We start from the raw sequence: 20,952 nt of genomic DNA on the forward strand, positions 1-20,952 counted from the left end.
GCGCTCTCCTTAAGCCGTCATCAACTTTTTCCACTGCTGATAAGCAGCACGCATCCCTGTTTCAGCACTGACATCGCTCTTTAAGCCATCTTCAGTTTTGACTTCACCAGGCAGACCGCGATTCAGCATGATCCATAAATCATTCCCCGCATTGGCACCATGTTGTACACGCTCCCATGCTTCTGAATCATCTGGCGTACCAAATCCAAATGGGCCCTGGAAATGTTCGTGCAAACGTAAACGATACTGATTGGCAATTTGTGGACCACCATCCATGGTAATCACGGAATGGTGAATTTCAGTTTCATTCACCGAAATCGGTTGCATCACTCGGAAGAATGCCATTGAGCAGGCAATATTCGGGAAGATGTTCAAGTTAAATCCGGAACCACCCACCGCGCGGACAATACGGCGTACTTCCAGTTCTTCATGCCCTTCATCACGCAAGGCTTGAGCCAGGTCTTCAAAACGTTCCTGAATCGGACGTTCCATTAATTCTTCATCCAGGTCAACCAGTTCAGGAATCATCACCATCACACTGTGACCATTGCCGAGGTCTTCGACATAGCCGGGCTGATTTTCAAAGTTAAACAGTTCTTCAGTTTTTTCATCGACTGAACTGAGGAATGACTTGTGCACCAATGGGAAGTGGTAAGCATCGGTCGTATTTTCCAACTGAATTTTCCAGTTCCCCGGGAAACGGAAACGATGCTCACCCAACACCTTGATCGGATAACCTGCACCTTGTTTCATAAACAGGTCGATCCATTTTTTCGCAGCGCCGAGGAAATCTTCTAATGGTTCAATATCCTGTTTAAAGGTGGCGAAAATCATGCCGTTGTATTCTTCAACACGCAGGCTGATTAATGGAAATTCAGATTTATCCAGACATTCGCCATAACTTTCAGGAGAAGGCACGCCACGTAATGAACCGTCTAGCGCATAGCTCCAGCCATGATATGGACAAACAAAACTGTTGGTTTTACCTTTTTTATGTTCGCACACGGTTGCAGCACGATGGCGACAGCGGTTTAGTAAGACATGGACTTTTTTCTTACGATCACGCACCACCACCACAGGTTGCTTGCCAATATTGATGGTCTTATAACTGCCTGCATCAGGAATTTCACTGGCATGTGCCACCCACACCCAAGTACTGTAATAAATCTTTTCCATCTCATCTTCAAAGATTTTTTCGTCTTTATACAATGAGGTATGCGCACGATCACTTTGCACCAAGCTACTGTAATCCATCTCAATATTCTGCATTGGAATAATATTGCTGTTCATATCCACGATCCTTTTCGGTCTATCCATTGGTTATTGCTGCGACGGTACTGGCAATGCGGCTGTACTGTCCCAGTGAGATACAGGGCGACTAAAAATGTTTTCAGTCTGAAAATGTTTGATCTTCCAGCGACCATCACGTTGCTGTTTAAATTGCACCGTAAGCTTGGCGGCATTTAAATGGCTACGCCCATCACGGAAGGTTGAGGTTTGCAACATCAACCAGCTGGCATTGGCCTGATCTGCTTCGATATAGATTTGCTCTGAGCTGACAAAATGCGCATTCATGACAAAATGCGACTGCTGTTGGGTATAGCTTTTGAACATGTCATAAATGGCTTGCCATGAAGCGTAACGACCAAAAGACTGGGCATATTTTTCGCCTCTGCCTTCCCAAATGCTGTCCTGATCAAATAAATCCATCAATTCATTCAGGTCGGTATCGGCATTCAAGGCATCACAAATTTCCATATAACGGTTAATGCAGTTACGAATCGCATTTTGGGCTTCAAGCTGTTGTAGACGTTGTAACAAAACCGTTAAATCCACTTGCGTATTCATCTCATTGATCCTTGCCATCACACTCTTTAATTCAATCCGGCTTATAAATAACCAGGTGCTGGTTTCATGCCAAAGCTGACCAAACCTGCATTCTGTAAAGTGGCATCGCCCATAAAGGCATGCTGCGTCACCACATTGGTGTCATTGACAAAGCGGCTAAACGGGTTATGGGTATAAATGGCGGTCATGCCTGCCAGCATCTGGATTTTGCGCGTGACACGGGCACAGACACGGGCCACATGAGTACATGACAAACGCATATCGCTAATTTGTTCTGCGCTTGGGGTACGTCCTGCGACAACTTCATTCCAGACGATTTGCATGGTGTCGTAGAACCAGACGCGTGCAGCCTTAAACTCAGCTTCGGCTTGAGCAAATTCATATTGGGTTACAGGTCGGCTGGCAATTTCAGCACCGCCAGTAATTGAAGACTTGCCTGGCGCAAGTTTTTGAAATTCTTCGATCGCTGCGGCTGCCACACCAATCCCGACTACGGTTAAGACCTGAGTGGCTAAAGATAAAGATGGATATTTAAAAAATGGTTCAGGCAGTTTTGAAGGTTCGCCACGGACAAAGGTCCACTCTTTCGCCACCAGCACATCTTTGACGACCAGATCATGACTGCCTGTGCCTTTTAGACCAACGGTGTCCCACGTCATATCAATGTGTGCTTTATTGGCTGGCATCACCGCCATACGCGGTAGACCTTGGGCTTCGTTGTCCTTTTGTGGAGAGATCCCGACCCCGACAATATCCGCCCCCATACAGCCACTGGAAAATTTCCAGCGTCCACTCACCACCACGCCATCATCAGTAATTTCAGCGGGTTGTGGTGGGAAAATGCCACCAGCAAACACAATATCAGGGCTATCTTTATACAACTGCTCAAGCGTTGCTTCTGGCAAACTGCCCAAATAGGCAGGACTCATACCAAAACTGGCGACCCAACCAACTGAGCCATCGGCCTTAGACAATTGTTCGATCAATTCACAAAACTGTTTTGGAGACCATTCATTGCCGCCAAACCGTTTTGGAACCAAAGCACGATACACCCCAATCTGTTTGAGTTTTTCGATAATGTCCTGACTGACATAGGCCTGATTATCGAACTCCCCTGTGCAGGCACGTTCACGAATTTCCTGACATAAGGCATCTAATTGCGTTGTATTGCTATCCATTACACATTCCTTTGTCGCTAAATGATTCATTCCCTAATTCCTTGTCATTTATTGCGCAGCTTTCACGATATATTTCGCAATCGCACACAAACATTCATCCGCATTCCGTTTCGCCACAATTTGCAAACCCACTGGCAGACCTTGTTCAGTTTCCAGTGGTACTGAAATCGCAGGATGCCCAGAAAGATTAAATGGTCGAACCAGCCCCGTAAGGTTTAGAAAAGCCACGGTATTCTCAGCATCAGCAACCTTAGGCGGTAGCTGCGGTAAAGTCGGTAAAATCAAGGCATCGTATTGGGTCAGCAAAGCATCAATCTCAGCGGTAAAATCTGCTTTAACCTGTTCTGCCTGTTTGACTTGGGCCAATGTGGTGTCAGCTGCTTTCAGCAAACGTCCATTGACGTCAGCACCCAGCAAGCCTGTTTGGGTCAAGCCACCGTAAGCCTGCCAGTTTTCATAATTAATAATCTGCATGCCCGCATCAAAGGCCGCTGCAAAGCCTTCCACCGTTACAGTTGACACTGTCAAATTGGCTGGGGTTAGATATTGCTGGATCGTTTCAATCACGGCTGAATCAGCATCGACATTGAGCCACGCCAGTTTCGGTGCCTGTGCTAATTCAGCCTGTGCATGAAAAGTGGGATCAATGATTTGCATGGCGCTTTCAAGCATTTCAACTGAGTTTGCAAAAGGGCCAACACAATCTAGTGAACTGCTTGCAGGATGTACGCCAGCACGGCTGACACGGCCAAAGGTGGGTTTTAAACCATACACACCGCAACACGCTGCTGGCATACGAATGGAACCACCGGTGTCTGTACCCAAGCTGAAATCTGCCAGACCAGCCGCAATCGCTGCCGCAGAGCCACTCGAAGAACCACCCGGAATCAGTTCAGGATATTTCGGATTAATCGCCGTACCAAAAGTATGGTTAATCCCTGTGATGCCAAACGCCAGTTCATGCAAATTGGTTTTCGCGGTAATTTGACAATCAGCAGCCAGAATACGATCCACTACTTCAGCATTGGCAGGTGCGGCTTGGCTTTGCATTAAAGCTCGACTGCCTGCCATGGTCTGCATGCCTTGAATATCGATGGAATCCTTGACCATCACTTTCAAAGCGCCTGTACCTTTTTGTACCTCTTGTACAATAATATTCATTCACTTTTCCATGTATTTTTATACTTAATACAAATATCGGAAAAAGTAATGTAATTGTCAAGTATTTTTCGATACGAAGAATCAAGAAAATGTTTCTAATTTTTGTATAATGCTGAATGTCCATTTTTATAAAAGTAATGACTTGGCTATGCTTACGCATTTAGAACAATTTCTACCCAACAATGAACCGAGCAGCTTACAAAGCTATCCTTTTTTCTGGATCTCGCAGGTGAATGGTAAATACACACAACTTATTGAAAAATCAATTAAAAAATTAGGAATCGATAATACCCGTCGTAAAATCATTTTAAGCACCAATGCACTTGAACAAGCCAGTATTACCGAGATTGCCAACCTCTCTACCCTCAAGCTGACCACGGCAACCAAAGCCGTTTACCGACTGGTAGAAGATGGTATTGTGCAGGTGTTTTCATCTGAATCAGATGAACGGATTTCGATGGTGAAACTGACCGATAAAGGAAAAGAAATGGTTGAACAAATTAACCAGATCAGTCAGGTCACTCTCTCCGGGATTCTGAATGCCTTTGACGATGCTGAATTGCACCAGCTCAACGGTCAATTAAAAAAGCTATTTGATCTGATGCCTTCAAGTTAAGGCAACAACAAAAGCCCATGTCGCTACAGAGATGGGCAAAAGTTCCAACTAGGCCGACTACGGATTTAAAATATTAAACGGTGGTTTCAGCTGATTTGCGGCAATCCGGTCTACAAAAGTATGTAAAACCTGTTGCTTATAGGCCGCAATATCGACCTGCTGATAATCATAAAAGCCTTGCTGTTCACGTAGACCATTGCGTTGCTGTCGCATATTCTCGGCAATAATTTCAGGCGTGCGATAACGCTCACCAAGCTCTTTTTCCAAATATTGGGAAGCGTAATACAGAATGTCGCCACCTCCCCAGTCAATAAACTCCAGCAAGCCCAATACAGAAAAACGCAAACCAAAACCGGTCCGAATCGCGATATCGATATCTTCTGCCGAAGCCATGCCTTCTTCCACCATTCGCGCCGCTTCGTTCATGGCTAAGGCCTGAATCCGTGGCACGATATAGCCAGCTCTGGCATGACACACCACAGGTACTTTGCCGATCAGCTGTAGAAAGCTTTTCAGTTGTGTAACGACCCTGTCAGAAGTTTGCTCGGAATGGCTTAATTCAACCAGCGGAACCAGATAGGCAGGATTAAGCCAATGCGCATTCACCACCCGTTCTGGATGAGAAATCATTTGCGCAATATCAGTGACCAGAAAGGTTGACGTGGTCGATGCAACAATACAAGTCGGTGTAATATATTGATCCAGCCAAGTAAAAATATCTTCTTTAGCTTGCCTGAGCTCGGGTACAGCTTCCATCACCAGATCACAGTATGCTAAGACGGATACTGAAGCTGAGCGACTTAAAATCTGAATCTGATCCAGAATAAAGAGGCTTTGTTCAGATTGAATAAACTGGATACGTTCCAGCAACTGCAATTCTTGTTTTAAGTCAGTTCGGATTTGAGCCTGATATTGCTCAAACTCAGCCTCGGTACGTTGTCGGGCATCGATTAAAGCCACATTTAATCCCGCATAGGCAAAGGCAATTGCAATGGCTTTGCCCATGCGCCCAGCGCCAAGTACAGCAACCTGTTGAATCGATGTCATATCATACTCCTTGCTGCAAAGTCGCTTGCAACTCAGCCTTGCTTTTATCGGCGAGTCCCAGATTCTCAAACGTCCGTCCGTCCTGATATAAATCCTTGCCTGTGACCGCAGACGCAATATTCAGTAGCCCTTCTGCCACAGGTGTTGCGACACCCGCCCAACGTCCCACTGAAACCAGAAAAGACAAACCTAAACGCGTATCTTCCAGCATGTAACGATGTGTCTGTAAGTTGATGTCCTCACGCCAGTCCCCGCTATCCGTCAATTTTCCATGCGCGCCACGGCCATACATCCATTCATCACCTTCACCCGCTTTATTGTAGTGATCAGCCAGCGGAAAATGCGGTGCAGCATAGCCAAGTGCTTCCCGCACTTGCATCCGTTCGGCATCGAGCTGATTGGTGACACGGCGAATCGACGGTTGTGTCCCTTCGTTATGGATATCCCAAGCCTCGAAATGTTCCAGTGGCCCCGCATTCATCAAAATCAACGGTGGATGAATAATCGGCCCGGCATTCATCAAGGCACCGCTGAGACTGTCTTCGATCGGCTCAACACTTGGATAGGCCTGTTTCAAAATTTGGAATGCATGCTCGGACAAGCTGCTTGGGAATACCCCCGTTGGTAAACGGGTCGCATAGCCACTCACCACAATCTGGTTGACGCCGTGCTTACGTACCAGATACGGTAAGGTGCCGGTTTCGGCAAAGGCCACTTGAGCCGTGTTACCTGCCTCACGCATGGCTTTGGCAAAAATAAAAGTACCGAAGGTTGCAGGCGGTAAATACACCACCTGACCCGCTTGAAAGAACGGCGCGGTCTGCTGAGCCAAATCCAGATGTGTGGTTGCGGGTAAAGGAATAATAATCAGTTCGGCATGCTGGATGGCGTGTTGTAAATCATCGGTCAGACTAATCTGACTCCGCTCAAAACCAACCGTGACACTACGATCGCCCTGATAATCTTTAATCTTGAGTTCACCGGTTGCTGCCAGCTGTTGCAAAGCCTCACGGTCACGGCGCCATAACACCACCTCATGACCTTTTTCTGCCATCTCTGCTGCTGCGGCATAACATCCGTGTCCACCACCGAGTACTGTAATTTTCATGTGCGTTCCTGCTGATTGATTTGTCATTCAGCATAGAACGGTCAGCCTAAACCGGCTTATCCGAATGCGCAGTGATTATTCCATTTACGAACGCATTTCACTGAGTTGTACAGGAGTCATTTTTAAGGTATGTGAAGGCAGACAGCCGAAGCGCTTTTTATACAAGGTAGAAAAATGCCCAAAACTCTGAATGCCATGATCCAGTAAAATATCGGTCACAGTTTGATGCTCCACGGCTTGCTGTAAAGCGGAATGTACCCGTTCCAGACGTTGCTCACGAATATATTCGACGGGTGTCTGCTGTAGATATTGGCTAAAACCCTTTTGTAGGCTTCGGATCGACACCTCACAATATTGACTCAGCGTCGCTAGCGAAATCGCTTGATGCAGATTGTCCTGAATATACTGCTGCGCTTTTTTGATATAGCCTGGCACAAGCTGCTGACGCTGTGCATTCAGCTGCTCACTATAATTATTGGGAATTTTAAGCAAAATCAGCTCGATCAGGTATTGGGTAAAACTGGCTGAGATAAAGCTCCAGTTCTGGATATTATGATAGGCATGACAGAGATAATTCAGCGTTTCAACAATGGCACTTATCCCTTCTGCGGTACAGGACAGACCACTATCGAAGCAGACGGGCGCCTGACAAGTATGGCCCAGCATTTTAAACAGCTGGGTTTCGATCTCCTGTTTGGATAATTTTAAAATAATATTGCGGCAATGCTGATTGGTCACAATCTGCTGTCGGGTATGCGGATGAGTCACCGACATAATGCCTGCGGATTGTAGCAGTTGCTGATTTGTGCCCCCGACCTGACATTGCCCTTCCAGTGTGATCCTGAACAGGTAAAAACTCGAACTGTCATCAATACAGATGACGACCGGTGCACTATATTTCAGATCATACAGTGCCCCATTACCAAAACTAAAACCATTCAGGCGCGTGTTTAGCGGCTGTTGGGTCTCAACATCAAAACGATGCGGACAGAGATAATGACTAATTTGATCTTTAATGGTCTGGTAATCACTGGACTGAAATAATAAAAACTCATCCAGATAATGCAAATGATCCAGTTTAAATGTCGCGTGCATCACTTCACTCCCTTGTTATGGGTTTCGCCAGCAAAGCACAAAGCCCATTACAAAAGAATGAGCTTTGTGCTTGCACTTGGGTCAGATCAAGAAGCATGTTCCTGCTGCATACTGTCGCTAAATGCCTGACAGCCTTTTTTCAATAAAATAAAGGCCAATACACAAGAAATCGTCCCGACAATCGACAAGGACGTGCCAACCATCAATGGATTTTCAAACACTTTATCGGTTATCAATGCCACCAATGTGGTACCAATGCCGACCGCAACCAGATTACTGATCAACAAGAATACTGCCGAGATTTGTGCACGTAACTGGTTTGGCGCCAGCATTTGCATGGCTGTAGTAGAAATCGGCATCGGGAATGAAGCAAAGAACATTGCAGGCACCAGAAACACCACCGATAGCCATAACTCATTCACTTGCGTAAACACCATGATCGGGATCACTAAACCAACAATCCCAATCACACCCGTAATCATCGGGGCATCCTTACGACCCTTCTGAATAAACCAGTCATTTAGCCAGCCCGCACAAAATACGCCTAGAATATTGGCCACCAATAGCACACTCCCCAGCATATAACCTGCTTCAGTCGGGGTTAATCCAAACTTACGCATATAAAATGCGGGTGACCAACTGATCAGGCAATACAACGCCATTGCATAGAAAGTAAAACCTAAATAATGACATTTGAAGGTACGCCCATGCTTTTTGATAAACTTAAATGCATCTTTCATGCTGGTCTTTTCAACCTGCCCCTGCGCATTTAATCGCTGGCCTTTACGCTGCGGCTCTCTCACCGTCAACAATACCAGTAAACCGATAAATACCCCGGGAAGTCCCACAATAATAAATGCCGCTTGCCAAGCCTTGAGTGCACCAAACACCGGAACCATGATGCTGTCCATATTTTTCAGCAAGCCAATCACATAGCCACCGACCAGAAAAGCAATACCACCACCGACAAAGGAACCGATCGAATACACCGCTACCGCACGGCCCAGCTTGTCCTTGCTAAACATATCGCTAAACATCGAATAAGCTGCGGGTGACAAAGCAGCCTCGCCGACACCCACGCCCATACGACTTAAAAACAGTTGGATAAAATTCTTGCTCAGGCCACAAAATGCGGTCGCAATACTCCAGAACACCACTCCGATGGCAATAATTTTTGGACGTGAAAACCGGTCCGCCAGATAGGCCAGCGGCAAGCCCATGAAGGCATAAAACAATGAAAAGGCCAAACCATGGAGTAGACTGAACTGGGTATCGGAAAGCCCCAGATCGGCCTTGATTGGCTCGATCATCAGCGCCAATATTTGCCGGTCGATAAATGAAAAGATATAGGCCAGCATGCACAGTAGTACCACATACCAGGCGTATAGATTTGAGTGAGCACGTGCTGGCTCGGTTGAGTGCGTATCCATTTTGCTTCCTTGTCCATGTCATTGTTCTCATGTGTCTGCTTATTGAAGGATGTAATCACCAGAATTCATCTCCTTTTCTGGCTCAGCTTCAATAAGGTTGATTTCTCCCTCCTATAATTATTATTTTTACATGGAATTTTCCATAATATTTTAGGTATAAAGTTATACCTTTTTTACCCATTCAGCACGCAATATTGTTCATTTGAAGGTAAAATCAGGATTTAAAACCAGTTCAAATACTGCTAAGCGACTGAAAAAAATAGCTGTTCTTTAAAGAAAAAGGTTAAATGTAGAGTCAGCCCCAAGAGAGGGAATCTAAATTTATTTTAAAATGATATTGAATTTTACATTTATTTTTGTTTTAAAATAACATGAGATAATCAATTTTCAATGGAAATGAACATGGCACTTAGTAAAGAACAGGCAATCGAAAGCATCCATAGCATGCACGTCTTGATCGAAAAAATTTTTAGCGGCAAACAATCAGAACAAGACCTTCCCCAACTGATCGACTATTTTGCGGATCATTTTGAAATGGTCGGTGCCGCCGGTAAACGTATTTCTTTCGAACAAGTGAAAGGCCTATTTGCCAACAATCAGGGCAAGATGCCAGATATCCAGATTGAAATCTATGATGAACAGATCCTGATGCAAAAACCTGATGCAATCGTACTGACCTACACCGAAAAACATACCAAAGATTCAGGCATTCTAATCCGCCGTTCTTGTGCATTGATTGAAGAAATTGATGGCAAAATGTTGTGGAGCTATTTACAAGAAACCTTCTTGCCCTGAATTCAGACTGTGACGGGTTTAAACACAATCATTGATGAGCAATCATCAAATATGGAGGTTGAACCGAAATCATTCATTTAATTTTTGTTCCAGCCAATCCATCAGATCGCGTGTCTTACGATTGCTCACTTTTTCTTTATTTGGGATGTAATAACATAGTTCGGACTGGATGGGTTTGGTCTGGTATTGCTGGAGCTGGTTCAGTTTCAGCAATCGGTTCATTAAGGTGGTAGAGGCAAACACAAATCCATTGCCAGCCAGTGCTTCATGAATACCAAACAGCTCCTGATCAAAAGTTTTCACGATAATATTTGACGACGCTATGCCATTTAGCGCACACCATTCCTCCAAAGGTGGCGCAGCCAATGCCTTGTTTTTCCACGTCGTGGTAAAAATCAGCATCGGTTCATCGCCAGCAGTAAGCAGATCAAGCTGTGCTCGGCCGAACAGATTAAATGTTTCGTAGCGAATAATCTCTGAGGCAGGCACAGACGCAATATTGCCCAAACGTACGGGCAAATAATAAAGTTGATTGTCCAAGCTCTCCCCTGTTGAAACCTCTACAGAAACCTCGGGGTGAATCAAAGAAAATTCATGCAGGGCTGGTATTAAAAGCAGAGCCGCTAAAGATGAAGTCGTGGTCACGTTCACCACCTGACTTGCCAGAGTGATCTGCTCTACTGCCTCCTCAATACTTCTAAATCCTGCTGAAATCCGTTCCGCGAATTTTGCACCAACTTCGGTGAGTACAATTTTTCTGACTTCGCGATGGAATAAATCAACGCTTAACCGATACTCAAGCTTGGCAACATGATGTGAAATAGCTGTCGGTGTCAGTGAAAGTTCCTCAGCGGCCAGTTTAAAGCTACCTAAACGCGCGGCTGACTCAAATGCTTTTAATGCCTGTAAAGAAACTTGCATGAATCACTCCCATTGAAAAACATAGATGAACTAAACTCATCTATAGCTGTGATTTATTCGTTTGTCTAGTGCTCTGTATCATTCCAGAATGGTGTCATCTTGAACGCAGTAGAGTCCGATCACATGAGTACCATTTTACATATCGATGCCAGTATCCGTGCGGCCAGCAATCCCAACCCGGACCATAATTCTATTTCAAAGAATATTGCCCATCACTTTATCCAGACCTGGAAAACAAGATATGCCATAGATGAATATATCTATCGTGATGTCGGTATCAATCCACCGCCTTTTATTACTCAGGAGTGGATGGGAGCTGCATTTACCCCAGAACAAAATAGAACGGTGCAACAACATGACATACTCCAGCTTTCTGATCAGTTGATTGCTGAAATTGTCGCTGCTGATCTCATCATTATTTCATCACCGATGTATAACTATGGCATGCCAGCTCAACTCAAAGCCTGGTTTGACCAAATTGCCCGAGTGAACAAGACCTTTGATTTTGATCTTGCACGGGGTGACTTTCCTTTGCAGCCCATCTTGTCTGGTAAAACCTTACTGATTATCACCTCAAGTGGTGAGTTTGGTTTTGAACAAGGTGGAATCAGAGCACAGATGAGCCATCTGGTGCCCCATCTGCATACCGTCAGCAAATATTTGGGGGTCGACAAAATTTATGAAATCGCCTCCGAATATCAAGAATTTGCGGATGATCGTCATCGTCAGTCTATCGCAAATGCTTATGCCAAAGCCGAACAGCTTGCGCTCGAGCTGGGTCAGGAATTAGAGCTAACGATCGCAGCCAACGCTGCAGGCCTGAGCTAATCTGGCTTAGGTTGCATAGCCTATGATTTTTACTGAAGAATAAGGACTCCTCTCTCACCTTATTCTTCCGCAGTTCTGCAGTGAGCTTAAAAGCGTCAAATCTCGGGAGTTAGGATAAGGGTAAAAGTATTTACATGAACTATAAATACTTATTGCAGCGATCAGCTAGAATTGAGCCTGACCCAGTGCTATCGGCAATTGCTCAATACACTGAATGTCGTTATCAATAGAGAAAACAGGATAGTTTTATGGACAAACCTATACTATGCCCGAAATGTGGTTCCAGCGAAGTGGAAACACGTAATCATGACAAATTACTGAAAACTACAGGTGGTGTGTTACTGACAGCCGCAGGAACGACAGCAGGTACGGTCGGTGGTGCTGCAGGTGGTGCATCCATCGGTGCAGCAATTGGTACGGTTGCTGGTCCCTTAGGTGTAATTGTTGGCGGTACGGTCGGTACTTTTGTCGGTGCGATCAGTGCAGGGATCACTGGGGGCGTGATTGGCAATATGTTCGGGAAAAAGGCAGGTGTCATGGTCGATAAGAATATTTTTCAGGACTATCGCTGTCTGAAATGCAAATACCGTTTTAAGCAAAAAAAATAATATCTCATACCAGTGAACCCATTTGGAGGATACGTGTTTAGACCAGTTCTCCAGATGCTTTCATTCAACTCGACAACAGTTGCTCATCTTTTTCCTTTATCTCCCCCTCCTGATCCACACTGTGCTTTCTGATTCATCACTAGGTTATTTTTACATAAAAAAAATCCCAAGCTCTTGGGGAAGAACATGGGATTACGATATAGACATTCATTAAAGAAGCTTATCGTTAATGCGCTATTTATATCACGCTTTATCTTATAAATACATAATACGTCACACAAACCATACATAACTGTCTATCTGATTTTTATCTTTTTAAAAATTATAGCCAATATTAATATTCCATCTAAACTTCCATTCATTGCTGTAGTCCGAATTTGTAGAGGTATAGCCTGTCGCATTTTTAGCTCCTCCGAGAACATTCACATTTTTCCCTACACTACCATCGACCCAAATCAAAAATGGCATTGCGTTAAACTGTACTCCAAACGTATCCATCTGCGAATCAGCCCAATCAGACCTGCCTTTCTTTAAAACACTATAGTCATTGTAGAATTTTACAGACTTTAAATTTGGAAAATATTTACTGCTAACTGGCTGTGTATATCCCATGTTAAATATACCGATGGTCCCTTCAGAAGCAATAAAATAGGCAGGTGTGAGACCATTTGACTGCATCAGGATTTTATCGTCATCTATTCCCTGAGGATTCTTTGCATCATATTGATAATGTATGAGCGAGGTCTGAAAATCCCAATTGTTATAATGATTCAATGCATGCAATCCAAGCGCATAATAATGACCATCTCGATCCGTTTTTTTATTATGCAGTTGTGAATAGGCGCTACTGAAACCAAACTCCTGCTTTCCAAATGCTGTATTGATTTTTTTTGCCAATCTGATATTCACTTGATTACGTTTTTCATTCAAATATTGTTGTTGGGCAGGTAAAACATAATCCAAGTCATCTGCTGAACCCGCTTCTGGGGCATAACGGATATGCCCGCTACTCATCACAGGCATATAGGCAAATGTTAGTTCATAAGGATCAGCACCATGTTTCCAGCTTATCCCTGGTGCAACACTGTCGGCAAAACCAAGAAAAAATGGAATCTGAAAAGTCCAGGCATGTTCTGGAAATGGGTAAATTGCAAAAGGCTTATAAATAATACCCGCTTGAATCTCATTATCTGCATTAGGTTTATAGCCGATAAAAGCATGTTCAATCGAACGTTTATGATCATCCTGAAAAGCATAACTTGTATCCAGATAAAACTGATCATATTTCCCTTTAAGATTTAAACGTGCATTATCAAAAAGAAATTTACCATTATTGTCACTCTCCCAATGCTCATCACGATAATTGGCCCGGATAAACCCACCGACTTCAAATGACTTTAATCCATCTGCAGCTTGCCATTTAAAGGGTGAATTTTCTTCTAGTGCATAAACATGCATAGCAACTGAACCGCAAATCAATATACTTAAATAACGTTTTTTGGACATGAGTTTCCCCTCAAGCAAATAACCAAGCACCATTATTTGCCCGCTAGAATAATAAGTTTATTTATTCACTAAAGTTTTAGGTAAGGATAAGACAATCAGGCAACTCAGCAGTAAGAACCCTGCGAAAACCATCAACGCTCCTTCCGGTTTGCCTGTAATCTGAATTGCATAACCCACCAAGGTATTACTCACCAGCCCTGCCAGATTTGCGATAGAACAGGCTAATGCAAAACCTGTAGCAGCCGCAGTTCCTGATAAAAATGTGGCAGGCAAGCTAAAGAACACAGGAATGGTTCCGGTAGTCGCAATTGCTGCAACTGAAAACAACATGACCGTCATCAAAATATTGCCATTGAAGTAATGTGTTAAAAATAAGGCAATTGAACCAAAAATAAAGGGGATCACCAGATGCCAACGGCGCTCACGATGTTTATCCGAACTACGGCCAATCAAAAGCATGGCAATCAGACCTATGATGCTAGGAATTGCAACCAAGAAGCCGATATGTAACAGATCATCCATACCGGTATTTTTAATAAAGGTCGGTAGCCAAAACCCCATTGAATAAGTACAGAGCAACATAGAAAAGTTAATCGCCCCTAGCTTCAAGATATTCAGGTTAAAAAAACCATCTTTAAAACTCTGCTTTTCTTTTGCAGAAGCATTCCCATCCAAATCTTTCTTTAAATTTATTTCTATAAGATTTTTTTCTTTATTGTTGAGCCATTTGGCTTTTGAATAATGATTTGGTAAAACAATGAAAGTTAAAACACCTAGTAATACACTGGGGATCGCTTCCAGCAAGAATAACCATTGCCATCCAGCAAGACCATGAACCGAATCAAACGAACGCATAATCCAGCCTGACAATGGGCTGCCAATAATAACAGCCAAGGGCAATCCCGTTAAAAACAAGGCAATAATTTTTCCACGGTAATACGTCGGAAACCAAGTGGTTAAATAATATAAAACACCAGGTAGAAAGCCGGCTTCTGCTGCGCCAAGCAAAAACCGAAGCACATAGAATTGCATGGGCGTGGATACGAACATAGTCAAACCAGACAATATCCCCCAAGTAATCATAATCCGGGCAATCCATACTTTCGCCCCCACTTTTTCCATAATGAGATTACTGGGTACTTCAAAGATGATATAACCGACAAAAAAAAGCCCCGCTCCCAATCCAAAAGCGGCTTCACTTAAATGAATATCACTCAACATATGTAGTTTTGCTAATCCTACATTGATTCGATCCAGGTAAGCCGCGATATAACAAAAGCATAGAAAGGGAATAATTTTCCAAATGACTTTTTTATAAACCTGTACATCCTGTTCGCTAAAGCGTTCTTTTCCTATTGTTTTTGAAACAATAACATTGGCAGACATATCTAACTCCTTTTAGATAACAAACCAAGTTCCATACCAACACAATGCGTTGATCAAATTTACAGTAAAATTAATAGTTTATATTTTCATTATACTGCTGACCGTATTTAAAATTTGCACTGTATCCTTCCTAGGTTTGTAATCTCAATCAAAATATTATTCATTGCAGCGTATTTATTTCTTGACCGTAATTTTTTTAAAATAATCCAGTGCGTCCTGCTTCGATACGACATCTCCATACTTACTATCGATATCAAACAGATTGGCCTCATGTGGGGCTTGATGCCGGTCGCCGACACAATCGCGAATGACAATCGTCCTAAAACCATATTGCACGGCATCGACTGCAGTTGCCCTGACACAACCACTGGTTGAGCATCCCACAATCACAACAGTATCAATATCTTGAGCATTCAATACTGAAGCCAGACTGGTGCCAAAAAATGCGCTCGCATAATTTTTTGTTATTACCAGTTCTGATTTAAGCGGTGCCACTTGAGGACAAAATTGTGTGACTGGATTGGTACTGACCATCGCGGCCATGACCGGAGATTTTTTCACCCACATGCCACCATCAAGCTGGTTATTTAACTGATATAAAATATTAGTATGGATCACCAGAATATCCTGTTCCCGCGCCAGCCTTAAAACCTGCTGGGTTTCTTCGACAGCTTTGATGACATCAGGTGCGTATAAGGGCTCCGACGCTGTGGTATAGGACTGCATAAAATCAACCAGTAACAATACAGGTTTTTTACCAAAACCGATGCGATTGCCCCATACCCCTTGATAATTAGCCTGCAAATTTTGCTGTGACATCATTTTCTCCTATTTGCTATACGCACCCGACAGTAAAGCGCCTGCGCCAGGTGCGATAGGCTCAAGATCCAATGCTTTTAACATTTGATAGGTTGTTGCAATCGCTGCAGAAATCACAGGTTTACCAGTCAGTGCCTCAACTTTTGCCACTGCGGGTAAAGATTGCATCTGTACACAGGCTGACAAAACGATGACATCAGCATCCTGATAATTGAGTTTTTGGACAATGTCAGGCAAATTAGCAGGATCATGCTGAGCCACCGCAATATTGTCTGCAATCTCCAAAGCCACATAATCCAGCACCTCAAATCCTTCTGCCTTGATGTAATTAACAACCAACTCAGTCAAAGGTTTCATATAAGGTGTAACCACAACAATTTTCTTGGCTTTCATCACTTTCAAACCTTCCACCAAGGCACCGGCACTGGTGACAATCGGTGCTGCAGCGTCATTGTCTACAGTAACTTGATGTAAGCGCTTTTCTGAGTCACGATGGTAACCAATACCCATCGACATGATCGCGACCAGACATGCATAACCCAACACATCCACTCGGGCATCGGAAAGCTCTAGTGCACAACGGTCTGATTGTGCATCCATCGCAGCCAGTTCTTCTTTTTTGACATGCTTCATGCGCATGCGACTGGAATGAAAGGTAAATTTTTCAGGTCGTATCAACTGGCGTGCTTTTAACATGGCTGGAATTTCAGTTTCCATGGTCGTGTTTGAGCTCGGTACAATTTGTCCAATTTTATAAATCTTTTCCATGCGTGCTCTTCCTTAAATAATCGAATGACCTAAAAAGTCTTTAAATCCTTGATAGAAACCCTGTTCATCATCCCAAGGGATCATATGCCCCGCATTTGCAACCTGACTGATCATAATATTTGGATTCAAATGCTGAATTTCCTGAATGTCCTCATCCAGAATGACACCTCCTTTACCTGCAACCATGAGCAGGACAGGTACCGAAATACTGGAAATATATTGATGAATATCAAAATCATGAAAATCATTAAATGCTTTGACAATTGCAGGCAGGTAACAGGTATGTAGCCATTCGGCGCGTAATTGACGCTGTTCGAATGACCAGGTGGGGCAAAACAGCTTCATTTCCTCAGCACTCATACCAATGATGGATTGCTGGATGGAGTCGACATACCAGGCCAATTGGCTTGGATAAGCACGACGGTTCGGACCAGAAACAGGCGGGTCGATCAATACAATCTTTTTCAGCCCCGGTGGTTGCCAGGCAGCACAACGAATCACAAAACGTGCTCCCATTGAATGCCCCACCAAATAATATTGATCTATTTCAAGTTGCTCGACCAAGCCCAGAATATCTTGAGCACAGGTTTCAGTATCATATTGCAGATGATCACCCGATGAAGATAGACCACGTCCACGCACATCCAGAACATAGACATCAAAATATTCAGCCAGTTTTTCTGCCACAAAACCCCAGGTAATGGCAGGACTAGTAATGCCCGGAATTAAAACCAAGGGATGTCCCGCCCCCCCATAGCGCAGATAATGCAATCGAACCGAATTTACTGTCACATTACCGCCATAGCAGAATCTGCTCATGCTGGAACCTCCACATGCAGAGGTTGCGCATATACGTCATAGCCATACACCCAAGATGGATCTTCCTGAGTTTTCAGAAAGGTATTGGCATTGGACACTTTTTGTACCTGACTGGCACGTTCTTTACGATTTTGTTCATATAAATTGAAAGCCTGTTGATAATTTTCCAGACCTTCCTGTACTAGACAACGCGTTAACATGGCTGCGTCTTCGATCGCCATCCCTGCACCTTGTGCCATATGCGGTTTCATTGGATGGCAGGCATCGCCCAACAGTACCAAACGCCCATGGCTCCAGATTGGCAACGGATTACGATTATTGAGTGGCCATTTGGTAACATCGTCACTGGCGTCAATCATTGCTGTAATGGAAGGGTGAAAATCCTTAAATGTTTCGTATAGCTCAGCTTTATCACAAGGCACAAAACTTTTACCTTGGAAATCCCAGGCTGGATGTGGCACACCCGTTACAAAATAATACTCATCCCGTGCCTTGGTCGTGCAGTAAGCCATAATATGCCGATCTTCATACCACCACTTCACACAATCATCCAGCTCGAACTGTTCTTTCAGTTTGGCTAGCTTTTCACCAGAAATAATGGCCCGATGTGCCACCCAGCCACTATATAAAGGCGCTTCTATACCTAAAATTGTTTCACGGATCTTGGAGTTGATCCCATCTGCTCCAATCACAATATCCGCTTGTGTCACTGTGCCATCATCAAAGCGCAGTGTTACCGCATCCGCATGCTGTTCGACGCCAACTAACCGCTTTCCAAAATGCAGTTTATCTTGTTGTAATTCCTGAATCTGCCGAGCATGCATATCACCACGGTGGATGGTGAGGTAGGCCGCACCATATCCTGTTAACGGAGCTTCAGCAATGACCTCAGCGGTGTTGCCATTACGACTAATCCATTGTTCTGGATGACACCCCATTTCTTCTAAATCTTTTTCCAGCCCCATTTCACGAAAAATTTTCATAATATTTGGACCGATATGAATACCCGCACCTAAACGTGAAAATACTGAAGCCTGTTCATATACATCTACATCAAAACCAGCTTTCTGCAACAGTATTCCCATCGATGCACCACCTAAACCAGCACCAATTACTGCAATCTTTTTAACCTTGTTCATTGCTTACTCCATCAAACAAATATTTCCTGGCCATTAGATATACCGCAGTGAAAAATTAAAGTCTATACACTTTAATTTTAAAATTTTTAAAATTATTAAAAATCCCAATCAATCCACTGTTTTTATTAATAAAAAAATATTTTAATTATTTTATAAAAATTATTTTACTATTAAAATTAAAGTGTGTACTCTTTAATTAAACAATATTTAATCAATCAAGGAGGATGCGTTATGCCTGTCAACGCGACTGAATTAACCCAAATGTTTGAGCATGTTTTACAACTCTCCAAAGTGGACGAAACGCAAAGTATCGCTATCCTGAAAAGTCATTATTCCCATCCACAAACCGTACAGTCCGCTTTAGAGGCAGCCTGTCGCTTAAAAGCCAAAGTCTTTATTTTGGAGCTACCTGCTTTCAACCATCCGAAAGCCATGGGTAATGATATGACTGCCTATTGTGGTGATACAGCACTGACTGGGAACTTGGCAGCTCAGCGTGCCCTGGAGTCTGTAGACTTGATCATCGATACCATGATGTTGTTACACTCACCAGAACAAGAACAAATTTTAAAAACGGGCACACGAATTTTACTTGCGGTTGAGCCCCCCGAAGTTCTAGCCAGAATTTTACCGACACTGGCGGATAAACAGCGTGTAGAAACGGCGGAGAAATATCTCAAACAGGCCAAAAGTATGCATGTAACTTCAAAAGCGGGGACAGATTTTTATGCTCCTTTAGGACAATACCCAGCAGTTACTGAATACGGTTTTGCAGACCAACCAGGTCGTTGGGATCATTGGCCAAGTGGCTTCTTGTTTACATGGCCGAATGAAAATACTGCAGAAGGAACCTTGGTTTTAGATGTAGGTGATATTCTGTTGCCTTTTAAAAACTATGTCAGAGAAAAGGTGACACTGGAAGTTGAAAAGGGTTTTATTACCAAAATTCATGGTGGCTTTGAAGCTGAATATTTACGTGATTACATGAAGTATTTCAATGACCCAGAGGTTTATGGCATCTCTCATATTGGCTGGGGTCTACAACCCAGAGCACAATGGACAGCCATGGGACTACATGACAAAAATGATGGGATGTGTATGGATGCACGGGCATTTAATGGAAACTTCCTTTTTTCCACAGGCCCAAATACTGAGGTCGGTGGTAGCAGGAAAACCCCTTGCCATCTGGATATACCACTTAGACATTGTACGGTTAAATTAGATGAACTTATTGTTGTTGACCAAGGTACACCCGTCGATTTAGTTTAGCTATCTATCTAAATAACGACCACTCGCCATGGTCGTTATTTTATGCAATAACGCTTATAATCAAATTACTTTTTTAATTTCAATACCCTTTCTGATTCGGGTCAACAAAACAATGAACAAAATTGAGCATAAATACATCATTGAAGATCAAGTAGGTTACTTGCTGCGCCGTGTGTATTATCATCATCTCGCCATTTTTCAGCAGCGTCTCGATGAAACCCAGCTAACATCGGTACAATTTGCCACCCTATATTCAGTAAATAAATTAAAAGAATGCTCTCAAAAAGAATTAGTCGATGATACTGGTATCGATCAGGCAACCATTCGCGGTATTATTCAACGCTTAAAGGATAAAGGGCTTATTTCTCAGGACCCAGATCAACTCGACAAACGTAAGGTACTGATTCATATAACAGAACAAGGAAAAGAACAGCTCCAACAGGCCATTCCTATCGCGGAAACAATCACGGATTTAACACTGGAAGGACTCAATCCAGCTGAACGGATTGCTTTAAAATTTTTACTGCAAAAAATTTTAGAGCCAATAAAAAAATAAACAGAGAAAAAATTATGCCCTACCGTTTAGGGCCATAGATTTTTTATTAAAGGTT

21 protein-coding genes are annotated in these 20,952 nt (G+C 43.4%); 6 read left to right on the forward strand and 15 right to left on the reverse strand.

Translation table 11 applies throughout. The features are described 5' to 3' along the window. Positions 1-9: 9 nt before the first annotated feature. Genes ACNQO6_RS02475 through ACNQO6_RS02490 form a run of 4 tightly spaced genes read right to left on the reverse strand, consistent with a single transcriptional unit; the run spans position 10 to position 4,187 of the window. Positions 10-1,290, reverse strand: a complete 1,281-nt coding sequence (locus ACNQO6_RS02475; RefSeq protein ID WP_005229177.1) for an aromatic ring-hydroxylating oxygenase subunit alpha — start codon at positions 1,288-1,290, stop codon at positions 10-12. Between the two features lie 30 nt (positions 1,291-1,320). Then, positions 1,321-1,848 carry a nuclear transport factor 2 family protein gene (locus ACNQO6_RS02480; protein WP_440207994.1) on the reverse strand — a complete coding sequence of 176 codons (528 nt, stop codon included), beginning with the start codon at positions 1,846-1,848 and terminating at the stop codon, positions 1,321-1,323. Positions 1,849-1,889: 41 nt separating this feature from the next. Then, positions 1,890-3,056: an acyl-CoA dehydrogenase family protein gene (locus tag ACNQO6_RS02485; protein WP_440207995.1), complete on the reverse strand. Its 1,167-nt coding sequence runs from the start codon at positions 3,054-3,056 to the stop codon at positions 1,890-1,892. Between the two features lie 18 nt (positions 3,057-3,074). Beyond that, positions 3,075-4,187: an amidase gene (locus tag ACNQO6_RS02490; RefSeq protein WP_440207996.1), complete on the reverse strand. Its 1,113-nt coding sequence runs from the start codon at positions 4,185-4,187 to the stop codon at positions 3,075-3,077. Positions 4,188-4,335: 148 nt separating this feature from the next. On the opposite strand from ACNQO6_RS02490, the gene ACNQO6_RS02495 reads away from it, so the two are divergent. After that, entirely contained in the window at positions 4,336-4,803 is a 468-nt protein-coding gene (locus ACNQO6_RS02495; protein WP_032873109.1) for a MarR family winged helix-turn-helix transcriptional regulator, read from the forward strand. 57 nt (positions 4,804-4,860) lie between these two features. On the opposite strand, the gene ACNQO6_RS02500 is transcribed toward ACNQO6_RS02495, so the two are convergent. The 4 genes from ACNQO6_RS02500 to ACNQO6_RS02515 form a co-directional block, all read right to left on the reverse strand. After that, the gene (locus ACNQO6_RS02500) at positions 4,861-5,850 is read right to left on the reverse strand and encodes a 3-hydroxybutyryl-CoA dehydrogenase (RefSeq protein ID WP_440207997.1); all 990 of its coding nucleotides are present in this window, start codon (positions 5,848-5,850) and stop codon (positions 4,861-4,863) included. Position 5,851: 1 nt separating this feature from the next. Beyond that, entirely contained in the window at positions 5,852-6,958 is a 1,107-nt protein-coding gene (locus ACNQO6_RS02505) for an NAD/NADP octopine/nopaline dehydrogenase family protein (RefSeq protein ID WP_440207998.1), read from the reverse strand. Between the two features lie 84 nt (positions 6,959-7,042). Beyond that, entirely contained in the window at positions 7,043-8,053 is a 1,011-nt protein-coding gene (locus tag ACNQO6_RS02510; protein WP_440207999.1) for a helix-turn-helix domain-containing protein, read from the reverse strand. A gap of 86 nt (positions 8,054-8,139) precedes the next feature. Continuing rightward, positions 8,140-9,483: a spinster family MFS transporter gene (locus ACNQO6_RS02515; RefSeq protein ID WP_199949258.1), complete on the reverse strand. Its 1,344-nt coding sequence runs from the start codon at positions 9,481-9,483 to the stop codon at positions 8,140-8,142. Positions 9,484-9,885: 402 nt separating this feature from the next. Here ACNQO6_RS02515 and ACNQO6_RS02520 point away from each other — a divergent pair, with 402 nt between their 5' ends. Then, entirely contained in the window at positions 9,886-10,278 is a 393-nt protein-coding gene (locus ACNQO6_RS02520) for a DUF4440 domain-containing protein (RefSeq protein WP_262765233.1), read from the forward strand. 69 nt (positions 10,279-10,347) lie between these two features. On the opposite strand, the gene ACNQO6_RS02525 is transcribed toward ACNQO6_RS02520, so the two are convergent. Continuing rightward, a complete protein-coding gene (locus ACNQO6_RS02525) occupies positions 10,348-11,199 on the reverse strand; it encodes a LysR family transcriptional regulator (protein ID WP_440208000.1) in 852 nt (283 codons plus the stop codon). Positions 11,200-11,322: 123 nt separating this feature from the next. On the opposite strand from ACNQO6_RS02525, the gene ACNQO6_RS02530 reads away from it, so the two are divergent. Together ACNQO6_RS02530 and ACNQO6_RS02535 are read left to right on the forward strand one after the other, a co-directional pair. Beyond that, a complete protein-coding gene (locus tag ACNQO6_RS02530; protein ID WP_440208001.1) occupies positions 11,323-12,027 on the forward strand; it encodes an FMN-dependent NADH-azoreductase in 705 nt (234 codons plus the stop codon). A gap of 248 nt (positions 12,028-12,275) precedes the next feature. Continuing rightward, on the forward strand, positions 12,276-12,635 hold the full coding sequence (locus ACNQO6_RS02535; RefSeq protein WP_440208002.1) for a hypothetical protein: 360 nt from the start codon (positions 12,276-12,278) through the stop codon (positions 12,633-12,635). A 315-nt stretch (positions 12,636-12,950) separates the two neighbouring features. On the opposite strand, the gene ACNQO6_RS02540 is transcribed toward ACNQO6_RS02535, so the two are convergent. The 6 genes from ACNQO6_RS02540 to ACNQO6_RS02565 all read right to left on the reverse strand — a co-directional run bounded on the left by ACNQO6_RS02540 (position 12,951) and on the right by ACNQO6_RS02565 (position 19,072). Next, a complete protein-coding gene (locus tag ACNQO6_RS02540; RefSeq protein WP_440208003.1) occupies positions 12,951-14,141 on the reverse strand; it encodes a hypothetical protein in 1,191 nt (396 codons plus the stop codon). A 57-nt stretch (positions 14,142-14,198) separates the two neighbouring features. Then, positions 14,199-15,527 (reverse strand): MFS transporter, encoded by a 1,329-nt coding sequence (locus ACNQO6_RS02545; RefSeq protein ID WP_440208004.1) that lies wholly within the window; start codon positions 15,525-15,527, stop codon positions 14,199-14,201. Between the two features lie 174 nt (positions 15,528-15,701). After that, complete coding sequence (locus ACNQO6_RS02550) at positions 15,702-16,346, reverse strand: N-carbamoylsarcosine amidohydrolase (protein WP_440208005.1); 645 nt, start codon at positions 16,344-16,346, stop codon at positions 15,702-15,704. 9 nt (positions 16,347-16,355) lie between these two features. After that, positions 16,356-17,114, reverse strand: coding sequence for a maleate cis-trans isomerase family protein (locus ACNQO6_RS02555; protein WP_440208006.1), 759 nt, complete (start codon positions 17,112-17,114; stop codon positions 16,356-16,358). Positions 17,115-17,126: 12 nt separating this feature from the next. Next, positions 17,127-17,933: an alpha/beta fold hydrolase gene (locus ACNQO6_RS02560; RefSeq protein ID WP_440208007.1), complete on the reverse strand. Its 807-nt coding sequence runs from the start codon at positions 17,931-17,933 to the stop codon at positions 17,127-17,129. Then, on the reverse strand, positions 17,930-19,072 hold the full coding sequence (locus ACNQO6_RS02565; protein ID WP_440208008.1) for an FAD-dependent oxidoreductase: 1,143 nt from the start codon (positions 19,070-19,072) through the stop codon (positions 17,930-17,932). Before ACNQO6_RS02565 ends, ACNQO6_RS02560 begins: the two co-directional genes overlap by 4 nt. Before the next feature lie 231 nt (positions 19,073-19,303). Between ACNQO6_RS02565 and ACNQO6_RS02570 the strand changes: the two genes are divergently transcribed. Beyond that, positions 19,304-20,341: a 2,5-dihydroxypyridine 5,6-dioxygenase gene (locus ACNQO6_RS02570; protein WP_440208009.1), complete on the forward strand. Its 1,038-nt coding sequence runs from the start codon at positions 19,304-19,306 to the stop codon at positions 20,339-20,341. Positions 20,342-20,369: 28 nt separating this feature from the next. Next, complete coding sequence (locus tag ACNQO6_RS02575; RefSeq protein WP_440208010.1) at positions 20,370-20,897, forward strand: MarR family winged helix-turn-helix transcriptional regulator; 528 nt, start codon at positions 20,370-20,372, stop codon at positions 20,895-20,897. The last annotated feature ends 55 nt before the right edge of the window (positions 20,898-20,952 follow it).

Origin of the sequence: Acinetobacter calcoaceticus, from assembly GCF_051947995.1 — a bacterium.
Lineage (GTDB): Bacteria > Pseudomonadota > Gammaproteobacteria > Pseudomonadales > Moraxellaceae > Acinetobacter.